Below are 20,982 nucleotides of genomic sequence, written 5' to 3'. Positions count from 1 at the left end.
GGATGACAAAATTTAACTGGCATAAATCAGCAGAGAAACAATGGAATCGTAATGCAGAATCTTGGAATCGAAATAGTCAAGAAATGTGGGATCATGGTAGCCGCAGTACAATTATTCCATTTTTTGAAAAGTATGTAGAAAAAGGAGAGGCGGTTTTAGATATTGGCTGTGGTGATGGGTATGGTACATATAAATTAAGTATAGCAGGGTATAAAGTATGCGGAATTGATTTATCAGAGCAGATGATTCAAAAAGCAAAAGAACGAGGAGAAGGAGAAAATTTATCTTTTATAAAGGGAGATTTATTAGCATTACCATTTGAAAATGAGCGTTTTTCAGCGATAGTAGCTATTAATTCTTTAGAATGGACAGAAGATCCATTGCAGTCATTGCGTGAGATAAAGCGTATTTTATATAGTGGTGGATATGCCTGCATAGCACTTTTAGGACCAACAGCAAAACCGCGTGAAAATAGCTATCCCCGCTTATACGGTGAAAATGTGGTTTGTAATACGATGATGCCGTGGGAATTTGAAAAATTAGCGAAGGAGCAAGGGTTCCAAGTCGTGGGTGGCATGGGTGTTTATAAGCGGGGAGTAAATGAAAAAATGCTTGAGCAATTATCTGTAGAACTACGGCAAGCATTAACTTTTTTATGGGTATTTATGTTGAAAAAATAACATCTAAAGAAAGGCATAAGTTTTAGGAGGGAAATAAGTGCAGAAAATACAAAAAACTGATACAATATGGTCAGAACCAATTAAAGGGGGACTAGGGTATATGACAACTACTACAACAGTTAAATCTGATATTGAGATTGCACAAGAAGCTCGTATGAAAAAGATTCAAGACATTGCAGCTGAACTAGACATTTTAGAAGAAGAACTGGAACCTTACGGTCATTATAAAGGAAAATTATCCCTCGATATTTTTAAGCGCTTACAAACAAAAGCAGACGGAAAAGTTGTTTTAGTAACAGCAATTAACCCAACTCCAGCAGGGGAAGGGAAATCAACGGTCACAGTCGGCTTAGGTCAAGCGTTTCATAAGATTGGTAAAAAGGCAGTCATCGCTCTTCGTGAACCATCCCTTGGACCGACGATGGGGTTAAAAGGTGGTGCGGCAGGCGGAGGCTATTCGCAAGTTGTGCCAATGGAAGATATTAACCTTCATTTTACAGGCGATATTCATGCGATTACAACAGCGAATAATGCATTAGCGGCATTTATCGATAACCACATTCAACAAGGAAACGCACTTCAAATTGATACGCGTAAAATTGTTTGGAAACGTTGCGTTGATTTAAACGATCGCGCTCTTCGAAATGTCGTAATAGGCCTTGGTGGACCAGTTCAAGGTGTACCGCGTGAAGATGGATTTGATATTACAGTAGCATCTGAGATTATGGCTGTATTCTGCCTTGCAACGGATATTCAAGATTTAAAAGCACGTTTATCTCGCATTGTAGTGGCTTATAATTTTGAAAACCAACCAGTTACAGTGAAAGATTTAGGTGTAGAAGGTGCATTAACACTTTTATTAAAAGATGCATTAAAACCAAACTTAGTACAAACATTAGAAAATACACCTGCTATTATTCATGGCGGTCCATTTGCGAATATCGCTCACGGTTGTAACAGTGTAATCGCAACAACAATGGCTGCGAAATTAGGTGACTATGTCATTACAGAGGCTGGCTTTGGTGCGGATTTAGGTGCTGAGAAGTTTCTTGATATTAAAGCGCGTGCGGCAGGAATTAAACCGGAAGCGGTTGTTATTGTTGCAACAATTCGTGCGCTGAAAATGCATGGCGGTATAGCGAAAGATCAGTTAAAAGAAGAAAATGTAGATGCATTAGCAAAAGGAATGGAAAACTTACAAAAACACGTTGAAACAATTCAAAGTTTTGGAGTTCCATTCGTGATTGCAATTAATAAATTTATTACAGATACAGATGCAGAAGTTGCATATTTACAAGAATGGTGTAACGAACGTGGCTACGAAGTATCCTTAACAGAAGTTTGGGAGAAAGGTGGCCAAGGTGGTGTAGACCTTGCTGAGAAAGTATTGAAAGTAATTGAAAAAGGTGAAAATAAATACGCACCACTTTATGATTTAAACTCATCATTAGAAGAAAAAATTCGTACAATTGCTCAAAAAGTGTACGGCGCAAAAGATATTGAATTTGCTCCGAAAGCACGTAAGCAGTTAGCTCAATTTGAAGGAGAAGGTTGGGGGAACTTGCCGGTATGCATGGCGAAAACACAATATTCTCTTTCTGACGATGCAACAAAATTGGGACGTCCATCGGACTTTATTGTGACAATTCGTGAACTAAAACCATCTATTGGTGCAGGGTTTATCGTTGCGTTAACAGGAACAATGTTAACAATGCCAGGTCTTCCAAAACAACCTGCTGCGCTTCAAATGGATGTAAATGAAGATGGGAAAGCAGTCGGTTTATTCTAAAAGGTTGTAATTCATCTCGTTTATCTGTAAACTATATATACATCAAGTGGCGCCTTTCGATGGAAAGGCGCCTGTTTTTTGGAGGAAATTATGTTTGATCCAACTGCTTTTGAAAATTTAAAAGTAATCGTAGAGGGAGCTATTTATGATTTCGATTTACACGGAGATATTCTTGTTACGAATCGAAAAGATATGATGGATCTTGCGTCATTACGCCGTATATACAATATTTCATTTCAATTAACAAAACGATTAGAACATGCGGTTGAAGCAACGTTTTCGCTATCTGTTGATGCGAAGAATTTGTCTGGTGAAATATTAGAAGTCCCGCAATTTATACCGGGATGCGAAATGAAATTAGCATTTTCATTTCCGGTAGAACAACCAGAAGTAATGTGTCCTAAAACAGAAACACTATTACAGTCGATATGGGGAAAAGAACGAATGATTGTGCAAACAATTTCATACGAATATAATAAGCAAGCGACTTCATATTATAATAAGGCAGAAGTTCTATTTCAAAAAACGATTACAGAAGACCATGTTGATGATTTAATAGCTGTTGTTTCTCACATGATAGAAACAGTGCGAGAAATACAGCATTTTCTTCAAAAATAGAGATAAAGGAGAAAAACGAATGATAAAAGATATGCAACCATTTTTACAACAAGCTTGGGAGAAGGCAGGTTTTAAAGAGTGTACTGAAATTCAAACACAAGCAATTCCAACGATTTTAGACGGACAAGACGTTATTGCTGAATCTCCAACAGGAACAGGAAAAACATTAGCGTATTTATTACCCCTTTTACATAAAATTAATCCGGAAGTAAAACAGCCACAAGTTGTGATTTTAGCGCCAACACGCGAACTTGTTATGCAAATTCATGAAGAAGTTCAAAAGTTTACAGCGGGAACGGAGATTTCCGGTGCATCTTTAATTGGTGGTGCTGATATAAAGCGTCAAGTAGAGAAATTGAAGAAACATCCGAAAGTAATTGTCGGTTCACCTGGACGTATTTTAGAATTAATTCGCATGAAAAAATTAAAAATGCACGAAGTGAAAACAATTGTATTTGATGAGTTTGATCAAATCGTAAAACAAAAGATGGTTGACGCTGTGCATGATGTTATTAAAGCTACAATGCGTGATCGTCAATTAGTATTCTTCTCGGCAACCATGACAAAAGAGGCGGAAGAGGTAGCGCGTGATTTTGCTGTGCAACCACAATTCATACGCGTGAAACGTGCAGAAACAAAAAGCTTAGTAGAGCATATGTATATCGTTTGTGAGCGCCGTGAGAAAAATGAGTATATAAGAAGAATTATGCATACAGGACATGTGAAAGCGGTAGCGTTCTTAAACGATCCGTACCGCTTAGACGAAATTGCAGAGAAATTAAAGTATCGCAAAATGAAAGCAGCAGCTCTTCATGCAGAAGCAAGTAAACAAGAACGAGAAGCCACAATGCGCGTATTCCGCAGCGGGAAACTAGAAATTTTACTTGCGACAGACGTAGCGGCTCGTGGGTTGGATATTAACGACTTAACACATGTCATTCATTTGGAACTACCAGATACGTTAGACCAATACATTCACCGCTCAGGGCGTACAGGGCGTATGGGAAAAGAAGGAACTGTTATTTCTCTTGTCACACCACAAGAAGAACGTAAATTACTGCAATTTGCGAACAAATTAGGCATTGTGTTTAAGAAACAAGAAATATTTAAAGGGACATTCGTAGAGTCGAAGCCGAAAGTACAAAAGAAAAAGAAACCTGCATTTACTGGGAAAAGAAAACCGAGATAAAGGAAAGAAGACATGGCTATAGTTTAAGTTTACTATTAGCCATGTCTTTTTTTATGCTAGAAAGCTTCCATATAAATTAAAACAAGTCATCCTATTAAGATATCTACATGATTATTCTCAAGAAGATATAGAAGAAATCCTCATTACTTAAATCGCTTTAAACGCTCCTTATAAGTTCATATTTTTTATTATAAAAGAAAAAGGAAGAAAATGAAAAATCATTTTCTTCCCTTTATGTAATGCTATTATTTTGATTGATTTTTACTGATTGACATAATGAAGAATCCAACAATTCCTCCAACAAGTGGAAGTGTAATCATACCAGCTAAAGTAAAGTATTTACTTAAAAATAGTCCGTTTACATCCATTACCCAGCCAGTGACAAATAATAACATCATATATAGTACGAAATAAAACTCACGATTGGAAAGCATTTTATGTTGTGCAGTTTTCATTATCAACACCATCCTTTTATGATTTATAATGGAATTGAAAATGTCACAATTTAGAATGTAAACTGTCACATTTTGTTCACAATTTAATTGTAAAACTTTCCAAAGAAAATGTCTAGTATTTTGTGTCGAATTTTCGAACGAAATTAAAGCGTTTTCATTAAAAAGAAAATAAAATACATACGATGGAATGAACTGGAGAGAAGAGAAAGGGGGAAGTAGATGACTGTTTATCATTTTTCTGTTAAAACAATGACTGGAGAAGAGAAGTCGCTCCGAGATTATGAGGGAAAGGTACTCTTAATTGTAAATGTCGCTAGTAAATGTGGGTTTACACCACAGTATAAAGGGTTACAATCTTTATATGAGAAGTATAAAGAGCAAGGATTTGACATTTTAGGATTCCCGTGTAACCAATTTGGAGGACAAGAACCAGGAGAAGAAGAGGAGATTCTAAATTTTTGTGAAATGAATTATAGGGTAACCTTCCCATTGTTTGCAAAGATTGATGTGAAAGGTAAACATGCTCATCCGCTATATCAATATATAACAAAACAAGTGCCAGGCATATTTGGAATAAAAGCTGTAAAGTGGAATTTTACAAAGTTTTTAATTGGTCGTGATGGAGCAGTAATGAATCGTTTTGCTCCGCAAATAAAGCCAGTGGAATTAGAGAAAGAAATTGAAAAACTTCTCCTCTAAACAGCTTGTTCTATTTTTCTGCTACCGATTTTTGAATACCTAGTAGAACGTAACGGTATGATATTTATTATAGGAAAGACAGGTTGTAAAAATATATTTTTTGAAGAAAGAGCACTTTGTGTATAGTTGCTCTTTTTATTTTTCATTTAATAGGTACATGTTTTTTCGCTATGATACAATTGTATTAGTTTATCGCGCTGATACTAAATATAGAAAGGAGCATCAAAAAGTGAGCTTCCTAGATGAATTTGCAAAAGGAGTTAAAGAGTATTTAGAAAACGAGAAGAATGAAAAAATGGTTAAGGATGGGCATAGAGATGTGATCTTTCGATATTTATATCAACTAGAAATTAAAATAGGGGTTGTAAGGAATCCCGATTTTTCTTTTTTTACATCTGGTCTACGTTCGCATATAGTAGTAGAAAATATCGAATTTAAAACGGAAGTGAATACTGAACATAATATAATTGAAATTACAAAAATTGTTGATAAAGTAGCTACTTCTCTTGATACAATTATTGTACAAGATGGAGAATTATTTGCTTTAGGTCGTAATGAAAAATTTACAACAAAGATCTTAGAAGACTATTTACGTGAAGTATTTAGTGAAAAGTTAGGATTATCATTAAATGAATGATTCGGCGTGCTCAAATAAGACTTCCATATAATTTGTTTTTTAGCAGTCTGTTGAAGTGAATTTTGATATAACGATATGAGTTCCTAGTACTTTTGATAGGTCTTCTAACTTTCATGAGGACATAAAAAAATAGTCACCCTTTGATACATGAAAGGGTGACTGCTATAATCTTAACTTGATGACTATGGCCCTCGATTGGTCTTTTTAATACCTAGTATTTTATTGCTTTATTCATGAGAAGCGTATGAATAGAGCTTCTTTTTCTACATATTATCTTTCACAAGCAACCCCGTCACCATCACGATCTAATTTTCGGCTGTATCCAGGTTGTCCTGCATATAGAGGCGCTTTTCCGGCATTTTTAACTTCTTTACAATTTTTATAGTATACGTGACTATTATTGTTTTCTGTAGAATTTGTTTGTTGTCTATGAGCTTGTTCTTCAGCTTGACGTTGTTCTTCTTGCTGTTTACGAGCCTGTTCTTCAGCTTGACGCTGCTCTTCTTCTTGTTGTTTACGAGCTTGTTCTTCAGCTTGACGCTGCTCTTCTTCTTGTTGTTTACGAGCTTGTTCTTCAGCTTGACGCTGCTCTTCTTCTTGTTGTTTACGAGCTTGTTCTTCAGCTTGACGTTGCTCTTCTTGTTGTTTACGAGCTTGCTCATCTACTTCATTCTGTTTTGTAAGTTTTTTATCTGTTTTTTCAGTTGCAACTTTTTTTTCGTTAGCATTTACCTTTGGAGTGGAAGGTGTCGCTATAGCTGATAGTACCCCGAAAAGAATAAATAGGATACCAGTAATGAAAAATTGCTTTTTTGCCATACCAGTTTTTTTAATGACAGATAGAATGGATAAGACAAGAAAGAAAATGAATAGAATGAAGCATAGATTAGCAAAGAAATTAACGATAGGATGCTCTGTTTCTGCTGCGCTTATTCCAAATATTAAAAACGAAATCATAAAACAAACAACTGCAGGCCTCCCGTATTTCATTGCTTTCCCATTTTTCTTAAAGGATGCAATGATACATAAAATGAGTAAAATGATAGCGATCCAAAATAAAATTGTACTAAGATTACTCCAAAAAAACATGTTTTTACCTCCATTTGTAAAATATGACCTGTTTAATTATATAGAAATATATTAAGGATATATAGTTTAAAACAAAAATCAAAAAAATAAGTTATTTAATAGGTTTTAATATTATTTTTTCTTTATATCATAAAAAATAGATATAAATACTATTACTTTTTTGGTGTTCATTCATAGAGTATAGTATCTCGTCTGAAAGGAGGGAAATGGAATGAACTTACAATTATTAGTGACTTGTATTTTAGAAGAAAATGGTGCGTTCTTCTTAGTTACAAAAGTGGATGATGTTATTACGTTAAAAGTGCCAATTACTGAAAGTTTAGCAAATTTATTTCTAGCGCTAGGTGTACCAAGATGTTCTTAATATGAAGTAGTATAGTAGGAAGGTGTGAGAGAACTCCGCTTTCCTACTAATACATAATATTTTTATGTTAACTAAATATATATAATACTAAAACGGTTTTTATGTGAAATGAAAAAGAGAAAAGAAGTGCGGGTTTCTATTTTTATATTTGCGATTTCTATATCGTTTACATTTCTTCATTCTGATTTACTGCTGCATTGTATGATTTGGAAAGGTGGAACAATTTCGTGCGGACATGCATATAGTATAGTGCTATAAAGCATGTGAAAGTAATCCAATAGTATAGAAATGAACGAACTCCTTTCTGAAAAATAGATGAGGTGATAAATGAGATGAAAAAACTAACATACAACTTGCCGATAGAATTGCGAAGAGAATGGTTTTTAGTAGAGTTGGCCTACTTAACAAAAAAATATGGAATTGAAATCGGGACAGATAGGGATGAAAGTTCTCTATTCTTACAAGATCAAGTTACAAGGCAGAAAATAGGTAGTGGCCTATACTATGATAAGTATGACGATGAATATATAGTAGAAGGATTCCGTATTAGTAAGTAGATAATGATGTATGAAGATTTTGATGCAAGATAAAAAAGATAGGCAAGTTATAAGTATACATCTTTTTATGAGAGTGGTGAAAGTATGGAAGAAATTGATCATCTAAAGTCCAAAATAGAAGACTTAAAGTCAAATCAAAAGGAAATTATGAGAGATGTTCGTAATTTGGAAACTCGTACAACGATTAACGAAAAAGATATTTCTACTATAAATAAACAATTAGAAAAAATAAGCTTGAATACAACTTGGATTTTACGGATTATTATCAGTTCCATTATTGTAGCAATTTTAGGATTAATTATGAAAGGAACTATGTGAAGCAATATTTTATGTTTTCATTTGATGAAGGGTATTTAAGAGAGTAGATTCTAACAAAAATGAATCTGCTTTTTTATTTTGTATTGTATACAAAAATATTTTTATTGAGAAACATTATATTAGTTTATTTTTAAAAGGAGTTCAAACTGAAAGAAAGAATAGCATTGGTAAAGTAGGAGGCGCTGTTTTATTTCAGAGATGCTATTTATCCCGCTATTTTAGGGTAGCCCGATTGATGAGAGTTCATAATCAGTGAGGGATGAAGAAAACCCCCACTGATTAAAGTTTCACTTTATATAGTTAGCAATTTGAAAAGATAAAATAATTAGGTTTGAATTTATATTAGTATAAGAAAGTGCTGTTATTTCCAAAGGAGGAGTTTTTATGAAAATCATGAAAAGGTGTATTGTTTTATTGATTGCATTTCTTTTTATTTTTTCTATGTATTATAGTAATAATGTGCAAGCAAACATAGGAACGATAAATGGAAAATGGTTTCCTACTTCAGAGGCATTTACACCAGGGGATTGGTTTTTAGGTGAGAAACCTTTCAATTATGATGAAAATAGACCACCCATTGTCTTTGTGCAAGGGAGAAATGGAAGTGCAGATACTTGGTATGGAGAAACGGTGTATCATGAAATGAATGATATGTACGAATATGCATTTCGAGCTGGATATCAAACCGTATTTATTCAACTATATGATGCGGCTGGTAAGGGATCCGCTACTCAATGGAAAAATGGACAATTATTAGCTGAAAAGCTAGAAGAGATATATACCTATTTTGGAAAAAAAGTAAATATAGTAGCTCATAGTAAAGGAGGGATTGACACACAAGCAGCCCTTGTTCAATATGGAGCAAACCGTTTTGTGGGAAATGTGATCATGCTTGCTTCACCACATTATGGCTCCAATTTAGCTGATTTATCATACAGTTGGTGGGCCGGTTGGTTAGCTTCATTATTAGGGCAAAGAGATGAGGGTACATATTCTTTGCAAATAGGTGAGATGGCGCGTTTTCGATCCATTATAGATCAGAATCCAAATAGTAGATTAAATGGTTACTATACGGCGGCAGGAACAAGTTGGGGGCCATGTTTTTCGGCTTTATCAATAGGCGGGCTATACTTATCAAATTATGGTTCAAATGATGGCTTAGTGAATGAATGGAGCACGAAGTTACCGTATGGAATACATTTATTTACAGATTCGGGACTCGATCATGATAATATTCGAAAAGGTTCTGCTGTTTTTTCTAGAATTGAACCTTATTTACGCACCTCTCAAGTGAAAGTTCCGTCTAACTTTCATTCTGTTTCTAATGAAATAAGTAACAATACCAATCCTCCTTCTAATCAAACCATTTTGGGAGGTGCGTTACCGCAACATAATTGGGCGAATCAACCATTTGTAGTAGACAGAAAAACAGAAGGGACTGTTTCAATTTTAACTGCTTCTTCAGAAGTGAAGATAGAATTACTATCTCCATCAGGAAAGATATATACAAATAAAGATAGTGTGACTACGATTGGAGAAGAGGAATCATACTTTAAAGGAGCATCCATTCATACATTTCAACTTTCTAAAATGGAAGAAGGAGAATGGAATATTAAAATGTTAAGCAATCATCAACAAGATGCGTACATGATGGTTGTTAATTATAAGCAAGATGATGCTCCATTTACTTTGAAAATACCGAATAAAATGAAAGCTGGGACAGCGAAATATCAATTGGAGAAGTCTGCTAAGGCACCGGAAATTCAAAAGGATGTATCTGTTACGGTACGGATCATAAATAAGGAGGGAACATTAGTTTCTGCGTCAAATGATGGGAAACAAATAAATGATAATATGGTTACAGGGCTTTTGAAGAATATGACAGAACCAGGTGTCTATAACGTAACGATTGATATAAAAGGTCTAAATAAGGAAGGAAAGGTGTATACGCGTACAATGATTCAGTCGGTCTATATCGAAAAGTAAAATAATACAACAAAAATCTCCTGTTAATGGGAGATTTTTGTTGTATTGCATGATAGTTTAGAATAAAAATTTGATTATGTTTTGTTTTTTAACTCTTGCTTTCATAAGTTAATCACTTGTTAAAAATACTTTCCCTTTTGTTTTTTTAAAGCATTCGACTGCATCGACAGCTTTTATTACATCTGTTAAGTCATAGGTAGAATCAACAGTCATAAAACGTAATTTTTTACCCTCTACTAAATGAATCAAACGGTGAAAGGTTTCTTGCCATTTATGTACTGAGACATTTTTATTCCAATTTCGTAAATGAAACATATTAGCATTCACTCTCGCTTTATTTACAATATCTCCCCAATTTACTTGTATACCCGATAGAAGCCCTATGGTTAAAAAATTACCATTAGGGTGTAAACAAAAAGCCAATTCATTTCCATCTGAGCCTCCAATGGAATCAATAGCAGCATCTGCCCCTATTCCATTTGTTAATTCCATCACTGATTCATAGAGTGAAACGGTAGAAGTATCTATTACATAAGAAGCACCAAGATGAAGTAAAGCCTCAGTATATTTCTTGTTTCTTGTAACTGCAATTAATCGAAAACCTAAAATTTGCGATAGTTGAGCAAAAAGATGTCCAATGGAAGAACCACAAGCGTTAACCAATAAAACATCGTTCGGTTTTAATTTTAGAATTTCCGTACAAGTCACCCATGCTGTAATTGGATTGATATACATTTGTGCTGCCGTAAAATCATGAATTGAATCAGGTATAGGAATAGCAAAGTCTGCTGATGTCTTAACAAATTCTTGCCAAGTACCTTCTCCACGTAAAGGTAAGACACGTTTGCCAATAAGGTCTTTAGAAACTAAAGAGCCGATATCTTCTACAATGCCAACTCCTTCATAACCAGGTATGTTAGGTAAAGAAATCCTATGTGCATATGCTCCTTTTATTGGAATTAAGTCAGATGGGTTTATAGGTCTCGCTAACATTCGAACTATAATTTCGTTGTTTTTTGGTGGCTCTATATTTTTATATTCAATTTTTAACACGTTTTTAGGACTGCCGAACTCATAAAATTTAATGCATTTTCCGTACAAAACAATGCCCCCCTTAGGATAATTAGATTCATTATATCATCTTCAATTAAACGGTCTCTTTAATTTATAACATAGAGGCTAAACGAGATTGAGAACATTGTAATATATTTTTACGTTGTGATTTTACTCAAAGCTACAGTGAAAAATAAAGTTTGAAAAATCTATTAAATGTGCAGAGATTAGTGAGCTGATCAAAAAAGGGAATCATAATGTGTAAGGAATATCGCAGCATTTTAGGCATTTGCTCTGACCGTAAGACAAGTTCTGAATATGATAATAGAAAAGGAGATGATGTATAGTGCCAATTGCGGCAATTTCAGCAGGTCATAATAGCATCGTTCCTGGGGCAAGCAGTTCTTACGGAAGAGAAGAATTAATTGCTCGGGATTTTGTGCAGCGAGTTGGGCATTATTTTAGACAGGCAGGTTGGAGTGTAGTAGATTGTACAGATAACGTCGGAACAACACAAACGGCTGTATGGACCAATTGTGCAAATAATCATTTACGCGTGAAAAGTGCTTTTGATGCCACTTTTCATTTGAATTCTTTCAACGGTTCTGCAAGTGGAACGGAAGTGTTATATCATCCGAGTTATGGAAATTTAGCGAAGTGTGAACAACTTGGGAGAGTTGTTGCGAATGCATTTGGGACAAACTGGCGCGGGGTAAAATCTCGTCCTGATTTAGGGTGGTTAAATAAAACAAAAACAGATTATTATTTTGAACTATTGTTTATAGATAATGAAAGTGATATGAAAAAATATAATCAAAATGCGGACAAGGCGGCACGTGCACTTGTATCAGCTATTACAGGAGTAGATCTAGCACCAGTAAATAAATATGTTGTCACAGGCGGATTAGGTGTGAATGCAATTTTGGAAGTTTCAAAGTACTTTTTAGATCATAATTGGTGGGCAAAGGTTGAGTTTCCAGGGGAAGGAAACAATCCATTTGCTGTCACAGGTGGTTTAAGTGAAGAATCGCTTGCAAAGTTTGAAGCATGGTTAAAAGCGCGCGGATGGTATTATGAAGTAAGACAGTAGTTATAAATAAAGAAGACCCTAAGTGCTTGTATTTCAAACATTTAGGGTCTTCTTTTTTATGAATGGGAAATATTTCTAAAATTGCTCGTTCTTCTCCCAAGATTCTACAATATAATGAGCAATCGTTGGATTAAATCCTTTTCCAACTAAAAACATAATCGCAGCAATTTCGGTCATTGCGTGTTCGTGGGATGTATGCTTCGCTTCATTCATACCGTATTGAACCCAAGGTTTTACGAAATCAAGGACAGGTTTTTTTAAAGAGAGAAACTGTGTGCCGACAACTTGTTGAATTTGTTCTTGTGTCGGTTCAGTTGGAATTGGTGTCGCTGGGCCTGGTGGTAAGATTTGTGGTTGTATCGGGTTTAATGTTGGTGCTGGTGGCGAAACGCGAAAGTTTGGATGTGGTTGATACATTTGAGGCTGCTGATAGGTAGCTTGCTCTGATAAGTATGGATTTTGTTGATTTTGTGATTCGTACGGTTGTTGTACAAACTCTTGATTTGGTTGATTTGTATTTGGAAGATATTGTGTTCCTTCTGATTGTTGCGGCGTATATGAATGTTGCTTATATTGAGGCTCTTGATGTTGTTGAGTGAAATATGGATTTTGTGAGATTTGGTTTTCTTGAAAATTTTTTGCGAAGTCTGAGTGGTTTGCATACTGAGGTTGTGATGCCGAGTGAAACTCCTGTTCTTTGATTGCAGTATGTCGTTCTTCGTTTTGAGGGTAGTATGGTTGCCCTGGGTAAGGCTGTTGATTATGATAAAACATTTGATTTCCTCCTTCATCATCATACATACAAAATAGTCTATGGGCAGACAAGAAAATATGTGATGAAAAAATAAGGGCGTGTTACAATAAGAAACTGGGTGAAGATAAATGACAAAACAGGAACAAATTCAAAAAACAGTGACGTTTGTTAAAAATATTTTAGAAAAAGATGCAAGCGGGCATGATTGGTATCATATTGAGCGTGTACATAAATTAGCGATTTCTTTAGCCAAGCAAGAAGGTGGAGATCTTTTTGTTATTGAGATGGCAGCTTTGCTTCATGATGTTGCGGATGAGAAACTGAATGAAAGTGAAGAAGCTGGAATGAAAAAGGTTTCTGACTGGCTAGAGAAGTTAGGTGTAGAACAGGAAATAAGGCAACATATTCTACATATTATTGCAAATATGTCTTATAAAGGTGGACATGGTGGTAAGGTAGAATCGCTAGAAGGAAAAATCGTTCAGGATGCGGATCGTTTAGATGCTCTTGGCGCTATCGGCATTGCTCGTACATTTGCATATGGAGGAGCAAAGGGTAGATTAATGTATGATCCAAATATTCCGCCGCGTGAATCGATGACGAAAGAAGAGTATAGAAAAAATAATGATCCATCTTTAAATCATTTTTACGAAAAGCTGTTAAAGTTAAAAGACTTAATGAATACAGATGCAGCGAAGCGAGAGGCTGAGAGTCGGCATCTTTATATGGAAGAATTTATTGAACAATTTATGAAAGAGTGGAATGGGCAAATATGAAAATGTTAACAGTTGAAAATGTATCGAAATCATATGGAGATAAGCCGTTATTTAATGGATTATCATTTAGCATAGCGGAAGGACAACGTGCTGGAATTATTGGGGTAAATGGTACAGGGAAGTCAACGTTGTTAAAAATTATCGCTGGTGTAGAAATTCCAGATACAGGCGATATGACCCATACGCGTGGGTATACAATTAACTATTTACCACAGCAGCCAGACTTTAAGGAAGATTTAACTGTTCTTGAGCAAGTATTTCATGGAGATACCCCCCTTATTCGTCTTCTTCGTGAATATGAACAATCACTATTGCAGATTGAACAAAATCCAAATAGTGAAAAAGTACAAGAGCAATTATTTGCGATGCAGCAGCGCATGGATGCAATGAATGCATGGGAAGCAAATGCGAATGCGAAGTCTCTTTTAACGAAATTAGGGATTACAGACTTTACTGCAAGAGTTGGAAATTTATCTGGAGGACAAAAGAAACGTATTGCGATGGCGCAATGTTTTATTGAAACACCAGATTTACTCATACTAGATGAGCCAACGAACCATTTAGATCATGAAACGGTAGAGTGGTTGGAAGAGTATTTATCAAGATATACAGGAGCCGTTTTACTTGTTACACATGATCGGTATTTCTTAGACCGCGTAACAAACCGCATTTTTGAATTAGACAAAGGGAAGTTATATAGCTACGAAGGGAATTACAGTACATTTCTAGAAGCAAAAGCACTTCGTGAAGAACAAGAACTAGCGCAAGAAGCAAAAAGACAAAATTTATATCGCCGAGAATTAGCTTGGATTCGCCGCGGAGCAAAAGCCCGTTCAACGAAGCAAAAAGCCCGTATTCAACGTTTCGAAGATTTAAAGAATCAAGAAGGGCCTGCTGCGAAGCAGACTGTTGATATTGCACTTAGCGGCAGCAGATTAGGAAAGAAAGTGATTGAACTAAAAGATGTAACGAAACAGTTTGGAGATAAGACGCTGCTTCATAAGTTTAGTCATATTATAAAACCAGGCGACCGCATAGGGATTATTGGAGCGAATGGTAGCGGAAAATCATCATTATTAAACATGCTTACAGGTAAATTATCTCCGGATAGTGGGGAAATTGAAGTAGGACAAACTGTAAAAATTGCGTATTATACACAAGAAAATGAAGAAATGAATTTAAATCAACGTATGATTGAATATATTAAAGAGGTTGCAGAAGTCATTCATACGACAGATGGCAAAATCATTAGTGCTTCACAAATGCTAGAGCGTTTCTTATTCGAACCGCATTCACATGGAACGCCGCTTGGGAAATTATCTGGTGGTGAGCGAAGACGATTATATTTATTGCGCATTTTAATGGGAGAACCGAATGTACTGTTATTAGACGAGCCAACAAACGATTTAGATACACAAACATTAACGGTATTAGAAGATTATTTAGAAGATTTTCCAGGCGTAGTGTTAACCGTATCGCATGATCGTTATTTTCTAGATAAAGTCGTAGATGAGTTATTTATTTTTATTGGAAATGGTGAAGTTCGTGAATTTTTAGGAAGTTATAGTGACTATTTAGAAATGGAAAAAACAAAAGAACTACTTGAAAAAGCCGAAGTACGAAAAGAAAAGAAAGTAGAAGAAGCTCCGAAACAACAACGGAAACGTAAACTTTCTTATCATGAACAACGCGAGTGGGAAACAATTGAGGATAAGATTGCAGAACTGGAAGAACAATTGGGAGCGGTTGGAGAAGAACTTGCAAATGTAGGTTCCGACTTTACGAAGGCGCAAGAACTTGCTGAAGTACAGGAACAACTGGAAGAACAACTAGAGAAAGCGATGGAACGATGGAGTGAGCTTTCAGATATTGTTGAAGGATTAAAATAAAAACAAGCTGCATATATTGAAATATAGAGAGAAAAACTTTACACTATTGGTAGAACCTATTATAGGAGGGAAAAAATGAGAACATCGAATCCAATGTTGAAAAAAGAGGCATTTCGTAAAGAAGGAGCAAGTGCGTCTGCCATGACAATTAGCGGAGCGGTAGGCAAAACTTTTATTATGCTTATCTTGCTTCTTGCAACGTCTGTCTATTCATACATACAGATGATGAATGGTGTAATGAAAATGCCAGTATTTATTGGTGCGCTAATTGTTGCTGCTATTATCGCATTTGCATCAATGTTTATTCCGCGTATCTCATCGATTGGTGCGCCAATTTATGCAGCGGTAGAAGGTGTTGTGTTAGGAAGTGTTTCAGCTATATACACAACGCGCTTTGGAGATTCTATCGTTTTAAATGCGGTACTACTAACTGTTTCTATTTTATTTGCAATGTTAGTGTTATATGCGACTCGCGTAGTGAAAGTAACGGATAAATTCCGCACAGGTATTATGGCTGCAACCTTTGGAATTGCGATTATGTACTTAATTGTTTTCGCATTAAATATGTTTGGTGTAACAGTTCCATATATTCACCAAGGGGGAACAATCGGTATAATCATTAGTGCGGTTATTATTGTCGTTGCTGCATTAAATCTATTACTAGATTTCGATTTAATCGAAAATGGTGCGCGCAGTGGTGCTCCGAAATATATGGAGTGGTACAGCGCAATGGGTCTAATGATGACGCTAGTATGGCTATACTTAGAAATTCTTCGCTTCGTTTCTTACTTTGCAAAGAATGATTAGTAGAAAAACCTGTATGTTTGCAAGCATACAGGTTTTTTGTTGTTCTCTTTCTAAAGCTCATGAAAATTTGTTATGGTATAATATGGATGAAAAATGAGATAGAACTATAAATGAAAGTTTTATTTTATGTGTGAAGGGAGAGTGTTTATGATGAAAGAAAAGAAAGGACTCTTCAAAAAAATATTAAGAAAAAGTTTTTTTATTGAATTAGATGACGCTTTAACGTATCCATCCTCTGAAATCATTTGTACAGCTGTTGAGAAGTATGCTAAAGAATCTCAGGAACAGCTAGAATTTGTCAACAAAGTGAAGCCGATTACTTTTCGTTTAAACAATACATTATATCGTGCTGATATACGAATGGCTCGTGGAGGATATTATATCTCTTGCCGAGAAGCATAAAGTGAAACTTTAATCAGTGGGGGTTTTCTTCATCCCCCACTGATTATGAGCCCTCACCAATCGGGCTGTTACGGGCAGTTAATCTCCCACCTATCTTCCTTGCTTCCCTTTGAATCTTGAGGTGGGAGTCTTACTGCCCGTTAATGCGGGATAAATATTTCAAGAAATTCTACATGATTGCATCATATAGAATTTCTTTTTTTATTTTATTAGATTGAAAGTTATGATTTCTGAATGGAAATATATCATTTTGCATTTTTTACCTATTTTCTCTTTTTTTCTACAATGGAGAAAAAAATGTGAGGTGATATATGTATGATGAATCGAGTTGTATTAGTTGGAAGATTAACAAAAGATCCAGAATTATACTATACAAAGCAAGGAATTCCTTATGCACGTATTTGTATTGCTGTAAATAGAGGCTTTCGAAATAGTTTAGGGGAACAACAAGCAGATTATATTTATTGTGTTGTATGGAGAAAGTCAGCTGAGAATGTATCAGAGTATTGCCAAAAAGGTTCTCTCGTTGGCATTACGGGCCGTATCCATACGAGCAATTACGAGAATGACCAAGGAAAGAGAATATATAGAACAGAAGTTGTAATTGAAAGAATTGCGTTTTTAGAAAAGAAAAGAGAGATTTCAAATGGATGAAAAACAAAATGTATATGATATAAGAGCTTTCACGATTGTATTTAATTGATCCACAGTATAAGAAGAATTCGTAAAAATAAGCATCCTAGTAGGAGTATAGGAATAGGACATGTTACAATACAGCTAAGAACAAGCAATAAAGGAGAGTATATTTACGTGAAGATTAAAGCAATTGAACCGACGCCAAGTCCGAATACAATGAAAGTTATTTTGAATGAGGTATTACCAGCAGGAGCACGTAATAATTATACGAAAGAAAATGCAGATCAAGCTCCTGAGCAAGTACAACATATTTTGAAAATCGAAGGTATTAAAGGCGTATACCATGTTGCTGATTTTTTAGCTGTCGAACGAAATGCGAAGTATGATTGGAAAGTTCTTTTACAACAAGTTCGCACTGTATTTGGAGAAGAGGTAGTAGAAGACGATGAGCAAGAGCAGCTTTCCCATTTTGGGGAAGTGAAAGTATTTATTCAAATGTTTTTTACCATTCCAATGCAGGTGAAATTAACAGATGGAACAACAGAAGAGCGAGTTGGTTTACCAGATCGATTTAAAGAAGCTATTATGAAAGTCCAAATGTCTGCTCCAAATGTTGTGAAAGAGCGAAAATGGGTAGAACAAAGTACACGCTATGGCAATTTTGAAGAAATCGGAACAGAAGTTGTCGAAGAAATTGTTGCAGCATACCCTGAAGAGCGCATAAATGAAACAGTGAAAGAGTTGTTAGAGCAAGCCGGTGCAGTAGAAGTAACAATTCAAAAGCGCACGCCATATAAAGTAACGGAAGAAATGATGTCAGATCCGGATTGGAAAAAACGGTATGCTGCATTGGAACAGATGGATCCTACCGAAGACGATATCCCTGTCTTGAAGAAAGCGCTAGAAGATGAGAAAGTATCGATTCGTCGTTTAGCAACAGCATATTTAGGAATGGTTAAAGGAGAAGAGGTACTACCATTACTATATAAAGCGATGTTAGATCGTTCTGTCAGTGTACGACGTACGGCAGGGGATTGTTTATCAGATGTAGGAGATCCAGCAGCGATGTTTGTGATGATTAAGGCATTGAAAGATCCAAGTAAATTGGTGCGCTGGCGTGCAGCAATGTTCTTATTTGAGCTTGGTGATGAAAGTGCAATACCAGCTTTGCGCGCCGCACAGGATGATCCAGAATTTGAAGTAGCGATGCAAGCGCGTCTAGCATTAGAACGCATTGAGGGCGGCGAAGAAGCGAAAGGATCTGTTTGGAAGCAAATGACGGAAGCTCGTAAAGGAGAATAATATGATAGTTTTCTATGATAGCTGGTGTCCGATGTGTGCTGCGATTACAGAGCGTACAAAGAAACTTGATAAAAAGGGGCGTATAACGTTTCTTTCTTTTCGTGAGAAAGAAGTAGTGAAGAAATGTCAGTTATCAGAAACATTGCAACATAAGATGGAACAAAGGCTTTATGTATGGAAAGACGATCAGTGGTACGATGGAATCTATAGCATTTATGTAATAGCAAAGGTGGTACCATCTTATTGGCCTATTGTTCCATTCATTAAGTTATCAATGTTGCTGAAGTTTGGAAATAAAGTATATGATTATATTGCAAATAATAGAAAACTAGTACCAGTTGGACATTGCCGGGAAGGAATTTGTGAAATTCCTGCAAAAAAATGATAGGATTACTATCTTTCTTTTGCACCTATTATTAGACCGTGATATGATGAATTTGGAATGAAAGTTGAAGGAGAGAGAAGAAAGATGTCAAATGCATACGAAGAGTACATGCGTCAAATGGTAATTCCGATGCGTCAAGAATTAGTGCGTGCTGGATTTGAAGAATTAACAACAGAAGAAGCTGTAACAGAATATATGGAACAAGCAACAGGTACAACATTAGTTGTTGTAAACTCTGTTTGTGGCTGTGCAGCAGGTTTAGCGCGTCCATCAGCTGGTCAAGCGGTTGTGCGTTCAGAAAAACAACCTGATCATCTTGTCACTGTATTTGCAGGACAAGATAAAGGAGCAACTGCAAAAATGCGCGAGTATTTTGGAGAGATTCCACCATCTTCACCATCTATGGCTTTATTAAAAGGAAAAGAAGTTGTTCACTTCATTCACCGTCATGAAATTGAAGGTGCAACGATGGAAGAAATTATTCATAACTTAGAACAAGCTTTTGAAAAGCATTGTTAAGGAACGAGGGAGAAGGAATTCTCCCTTTTTCTTTATATATGAGGTGAAAAGATGATTGTAACAACAGCAGGACGCACAAATAAAGAAATGACAGTGTATGCAAAAGAGGTAGCGAAAGAATTACAATGCCCTTTTCTCGTGCGAGATGAGCTTTCGGTGCATCAATTACATAAGCAGTTTGAAGATGATGTGCTTGTCGTAGGGAAGAATCGATTAGCTATTTATCCAAACGGAACGGATGAGTCATTCTTTTTTCATCCTAATTCAGCCATGTTTCGCGTGAAAAGGTTGATGAGAGGAGAGCAGGATCCGTTTGTTCAAGCTGCTAAGTTAGAAAAAGGAATGACAGTGTTAGACTGCACACTTGGTATGGCATCAGATAGTATTGTCGCAAGTTATATTGTTGGAAAAGAGGGTGCTGTAACTGGAATTGAAGGGAATCGTTATATGGCCTATATTATGGATAAAGGATTAAAACAATGGTGTTCGGGCATTCCAGAAATGGATGAAGCGATGCGCCAAATTATCGTGAAGGAAAGTGAGCATTTTCATTTCCTAAAGCACTGTGAAGACAATCGTTACGATGTAGTATATTTAGATCCAATGTTTGAAGAAACCATTGTGGAATCAGATGGGATTCGCGGTTTGAAGCATTTTGCGTTATATCATGATATTGCAGATGAAACGATTCGAGAAGCGAAGCGTGTTGCGAAGAAACGAGTTGTTTTAAAAGATCATTTTCGTAGTGAAAGATTTAAACGACATCACTTCTTTGTATATAAGCGAAAAAGTGCAAAATTTCATTTTGGTGTTATTGAAACTTGCTAATTATTTGAAAAGATGTATAATAGGCAATAATCAATTATATAGGATGTCGTAGATGAAGAGAGTAGTCCATCTTCAGAAGGGAAGCGAGCTAGGGATAGTGTGAGCCTAGTGCGGAGAAGAGGATGAAGCGCACTTCGGAGACGCTGCTTGAAAGGAATAG

Annotated in this window: 24 protein-coding genes, 1 pseudogene and 1 other annotated feature (1 of these 26 running past the window's edge); of the genes and pseudogenes, 21 read left to right on the top strand and 4 right to left on the bottom strand. The window is 35.8% G+C overall.

The annotated features are described in order from the left end of the window. Positions 1–2: 2 nt before the first annotated feature. The 5 genes and pseudogenes from MR063_RS09685 to MR063_RS22100 form a co-directional block, all read left to right on the top strand. Entirely contained in the window at positions 3–680 is a 678-nt protein-coding gene (locus MR063_RS09685) for a class I SAM-dependent methyltransferase (protein ID WP_242196995.1), read from the top strand. 100 nt (positions 681–780) lie between these two features. After that, positions 781–2,469, top strand: coding sequence for a formate--tetrahydrofolate ligase (locus tag MR063_RS09680; RefSeq protein ID WP_277927836.1), 1,689 nt, complete (start codon positions 781–783; stop codon positions 2,467–2,469). Between the two features lie 90 nt (positions 2,470–2,559). Continuing rightward, positions 2,560–3,087 carry a hypothetical protein gene (locus MR063_RS09675; protein WP_242196988.1) on the top strand — a complete coding sequence of 176 codons (528 nt, stop codon included), beginning with the start codon at positions 2,560–2,562 and terminating at the stop codon, positions 3,085–3,087. Positions 3,088–3,106: 19 nt separating this feature from the next. After that, positions 3,107–4,276 (top strand): DEAD/DEAH box helicase, encoded by a 1,170-nt coding sequence (locus MR063_RS09670; RefSeq protein WP_242196986.1) that lies wholly within the window; start codon positions 3,107–3,109, stop codon positions 4,274–4,276. Between the two features lie 61 nt (positions 4,277–4,337). After that, positions 4,338–4,418: pseudogene (locus MR063_RS22100) on the top strand (sigma factor-like helix-turn-helix DNA-binding protein); the annotation flags it as partial. A gap of 103 nt (positions 4,419–4,521) precedes the next feature. Here MR063_RS22100 and MR063_RS09665 read toward each other — a convergent pair. Then, complete coding sequence (locus MR063_RS09665) at positions 4,522–4,731, bottom strand: DUF3925 family protein (RefSeq protein WP_242196983.1); 210 nt, start codon at positions 4,729–4,731, stop codon at positions 4,522–4,524. 219 nt (positions 4,732–4,950) lie between these two features. Between MR063_RS09665 and MR063_RS09660 the strand changes: the two genes are divergently transcribed. Both MR063_RS09660 and MR063_RS09655 read left to right on the top strand, forming a co-directional pair. Next, positions 4,951–5,430: a glutathione peroxidase gene (locus MR063_RS09660; RefSeq protein WP_242196980.1), complete on the top strand. Its 480-nt coding sequence runs from the start codon at positions 4,951–4,953 to the stop codon at positions 5,428–5,430. Positions 5,431–5,659: 229 nt separating this feature from the next. Continuing rightward, the gene (locus MR063_RS09655; RefSeq protein ID WP_242196977.1) at positions 5,660–6,067 is read left to right on the top strand and encodes a DUF3942 family protein; all 408 of its coding nucleotides are present in this window, start codon (positions 5,660–5,662) and stop codon (positions 6,065–6,067) included. Positions 6,068–6,337: 270 nt separating this feature from the next. On the opposite strand, the gene MR063_RS09650 is transcribed toward MR063_RS09655, so the two are convergent. Further along, entirely contained in the window at positions 6,338–7,156 is an 819-nt protein-coding gene (locus tag MR063_RS09650) for an excalibur calcium-binding domain-containing protein (protein WP_242196974.1), read from the bottom strand. Between the two features lie 211 nt (positions 7,157–7,367). On the opposite strand from MR063_RS09650, the gene MR063_RS09645 reads away from it, so the two are divergent. The 4 genes from MR063_RS09645 (at position 7,368) to MR063_RS09630 (ending at position 10,381) form a co-directional block, all read left to right on the top strand. Further along, positions 7,368–7,520: an exosporium protein G gene (locus tag MR063_RS09645; protein ID WP_242144751.1), complete on the top strand. Its 153-nt coding sequence runs from the start codon at positions 7,368–7,370 to the stop codon at positions 7,518–7,520. 332 nt (positions 7,521–7,852) lie between these two features. Further along, positions 7,853–8,077, top strand: coding sequence for a hypothetical protein (locus MR063_RS09640; protein ID WP_242144752.1), 225 nt, complete (start codon positions 7,853–7,855; stop codon positions 8,075–8,077). A gap of 84 nt (positions 8,078–8,161) precedes the next feature. Then, positions 8,162–8,395 carry a hemolysin XhlA family protein gene (locus tag MR063_RS09635; protein WP_242196971.1) on the top strand — a complete coding sequence of 78 codons (234 nt, stop codon included), beginning with the start codon at positions 8,162–8,164 and terminating at the stop codon, positions 8,393–8,395. A gap of 384 nt (positions 8,396–8,779) precedes the next feature. Next, a complete protein-coding gene (locus MR063_RS09630; RefSeq protein WP_242196968.1) occupies positions 8,780–10,381 on the top strand; it encodes a lipase family alpha/beta hydrolase in 1,602 nt (533 codons plus the stop codon). Between the two features lie 108 nt (positions 10,382–10,489). On the opposite strand, the gene MR063_RS09625 is transcribed toward MR063_RS09630, so the two are convergent. Next, positions 10,490–11,482, bottom strand: a complete 993-nt coding sequence (locus tag MR063_RS09625; protein ID WP_242196965.1) for a zinc-dependent alcohol dehydrogenase family protein — start codon at positions 11,480–11,482, stop codon at positions 10,490–10,492. 298 nt (positions 11,483–11,780) lie between these two features. Between MR063_RS09625 and MR063_RS09620 the strand changes: the two genes are divergently transcribed. Further along, the gene (locus tag MR063_RS09620) at positions 11,781–12,524 is read left to right on the top strand and encodes an N-acetylmuramoyl-L-alanine amidase (RefSeq protein ID WP_242196962.1); all 744 of its coding nucleotides are present in this window, start codon (positions 11,781–11,783) and stop codon (positions 12,522–12,524) included. A 75-nt stretch (positions 12,525–12,599) separates the two neighbouring features. Here MR063_RS09620 and MR063_RS09615 read toward each other — a convergent pair whose 3' ends face one another. Continuing rightward, entirely contained in the window at positions 12,600–13,298 is a 699-nt protein-coding gene (locus MR063_RS09615; RefSeq protein WP_242196959.1) for a hypothetical protein, read from the bottom strand. A gap of 108 nt (positions 13,299–13,406) precedes the next feature. Between MR063_RS09615 and MR063_RS09610 the strand changes: the two genes are divergently transcribed. From MR063_RS09610 to MR063_RS09570, 9 genes are all read left to right on the top strand, one after another. Next, positions 13,407–14,054 carry an HD domain-containing protein gene (locus tag MR063_RS09610; protein WP_242144758.1) on the top strand — a complete coding sequence of 216 codons (648 nt, stop codon included), beginning with the start codon at positions 13,407–13,409 and terminating at the stop codon, positions 14,052–14,054. Beyond that, entirely contained in the window at positions 14,051–15,943 is a 1,893-nt protein-coding gene (locus MR063_RS09605) for an ABC-F family ATP-binding cassette domain-containing protein (protein ID WP_242197380.1), read from the top strand. Before MR063_RS09610 ends, MR063_RS09605 begins: the two co-directional genes overlap by 4 nt. A gap of 75 nt (positions 15,944–16,018) precedes the next feature. Then, positions 16,019–16,750: a Bax inhibitor-1/YccA family protein gene (locus MR063_RS09600; RefSeq protein ID WP_242196956.1), complete on the top strand. Its 732-nt coding sequence runs from the start codon at positions 16,019–16,021 to the stop codon at positions 16,748–16,750. A 147-nt stretch (positions 16,751–16,897) separates the two neighbouring features. Then, positions 16,898–17,152 carry a DUF4318 domain-containing protein gene (locus MR063_RS09595; RefSeq protein WP_242196951.1) on the top strand — a complete coding sequence of 85 codons (255 nt, stop codon included), beginning with the start codon at positions 16,898–16,900 and terminating at the stop codon, positions 17,150–17,152. Between the two features lie 315 nt (positions 17,153–17,467). Beyond that, positions 17,468–17,806, top strand: a complete 339-nt coding sequence (locus tag MR063_RS09590) for a single-stranded DNA-binding protein (protein WP_242196948.1) — start codon at positions 17,468–17,470, stop codon at positions 17,804–17,806. Positions 17,807–17,962: 156 nt separating this feature from the next. After that, a complete protein-coding gene (locus tag MR063_RS09585; protein WP_242196945.1) occupies positions 17,963–19,090 on the top strand; it encodes a conserved virulence factor C family protein in 1,128 nt (375 codons plus the stop codon). A 1-nt stretch (position 19,091) separates the two neighbouring features. Further along, positions 19,092–19,475: a thiol-disulfide oxidoreductase DCC family protein gene (locus tag MR063_RS09580; RefSeq protein WP_242196942.1), complete on the top strand. Its 384-nt coding sequence runs from the start codon at positions 19,092–19,094 to the stop codon at positions 19,473–19,475. Between the two features lie 84 nt (positions 19,476–19,559). Next, positions 19,560–19,994, top strand: a complete 435-nt coding sequence (locus tag MR063_RS09575) for a BrxA/BrxB family bacilliredoxin (protein WP_242144764.1) — start codon at positions 19,560–19,562, stop codon at positions 19,992–19,994. Between the two features lie 51 nt (positions 19,995–20,045). Then, a complete protein-coding gene (locus MR063_RS09570) occupies positions 20,046–20,822 on the top strand; it encodes a class I SAM-dependent methyltransferase (protein ID WP_242196939.1) in 777 nt (258 codons plus the stop codon). A gap of 40 nt (positions 20,823–20,862) precedes the next feature. Then, positions 20,863–20,982 (top strand) — a binding site (T-box leader) (it continues 96 nt past the right edge of the window).

Source organism: Bacillus cereus group sp. BfR-BA-01492, from assembly GCF_022662815.1.
In the GTDB taxonomy this organism is placed as follows: Bacteria; Bacillota; Bacilli; order Bacillales; family Bacillaceae_G; genus Bacillus_A; species Bacillus_A cereus_BD.
Note: the sequence above shows the minus strand (reverse complement) of the source record. Positions and strands in the feature narration are given on the sequence as shown.